The sequence below is a fragment of the Aeromonas sp. L_1B5_3 genome (genome assembly GCF_963866575.1).
In the GTDB taxonomy this organism is placed as follows: Bacteria; Pseudomonadota; Gammaproteobacteria; order Enterobacterales; family Aeromonadaceae; genus Aeromonas; species Aeromonas jandaei.
Genome location: NZ_CAWMDN010000080.1, coordinates 1 through 1,115, shown reverse-complemented (window position 1 = coordinate 1,115; position 1,115 = coordinate 1). Strand labels below are relative to the sequence as shown.

1 pseudogene is annotated in these 1,115 nt (G+C 57.3%); it reads left to right on the top strand.

Features of this window, described 5'->3' with window-relative positions:
• Positions 1–277 precede the first annotated feature (277 nt).
• Positions 278–1,115 (top strand): annotated as a pseudogene (locus tag AACR93_RS05435) (restriction endonuclease); the annotation flags it as partial.

The window sequence follows — 1,115 nt, the reverse complement described above, 5'->3', positions numbered from 1 at the left end:
AGCCATGGCTATGTCTATATCTGTATTTACCCTGCGGCGAGCATGGACGCCAATCCTGACCGCAAGGCGTGACCACACATCCGCTTGTGGTAACATTTTTAAACCTACTCGTCCGTGATAAGTGGGTGGGTCTTGGGGAAGGCCAATTCATGGCCTTCCCTTTTTTTGGTGACGCTGTTTTTTTTTGAGGTTGCTCCCAGTGACTTCGATACCAACTGGCCCCAAGCAGGTCGCTGTGACAAGATAAGCCCCTGTTTTATCTCGATCTGGTTGCCCGATGAAAGAAACCCTGCCCAGCTATGAAGCCATGATGCCTGCCGTGCTCAAGGTATTGGCCGATGGTGTCGCCCGCTCTCTACGTGAGGTATTCGAGCGGGTTTGCCAGCACTACGCCTTTACTCCGGAGCAGTTGGCTGACACCTTGCCCAGTGGTCGCCAAACCACGCTGCGCAGCCGGGTTGGCTGGGCCAAGACCTATCTGGTCAAGGCAGGACTCATCGAGCAACCCAAGCGGGGCATTTGCCTTATCACCGAACGGGGTAAGGCGGCGCTAGTCTCGGGACATACTATCGACAACCGCTATCTGGCCCAATTCAACGAGTTCGTGGCGTTTACCCTGGCCTCCAGTGAGAGCGCAGGCAATACGCAACAAGCCATGGCGATCCCGACAGACACGCCAACACCAGAGCAGGCCAGCACCCCTCAAGAGCAGATTGAGCAGGCACTATCTGCCATCAATCGCTCCCTTGCCGATGACCTGCTTGCCGAGATCTTGGGCCTTTCCCCTCGTTTCTTTGAACAGCTGGTGGTCGATCTGATGGTGGCCATGGGCTATGGCGGCAGCCAGCAGGATGCCGCCCGCACCACCCGTTACCAAAGCGATGGCGGCATCGATGGCATCATCAAGGAAGACCGGTTGGGCTCGACTCCATCTACCTGCAGGCAAAGCGCTACACCGACAAAACCGTGGGGCGTCCCGAGATCCAGTCCTTCGCGGGGGCGCTGGATCTGCACAAGGCCCGCAAGGGGGTCTTTATCACCACCTCCAGCTTTAGCCGTGAGGCGCAGGAGTATGTCGGACTGATTGAGAAGCGCATCGTGCTGATCGACGGTGC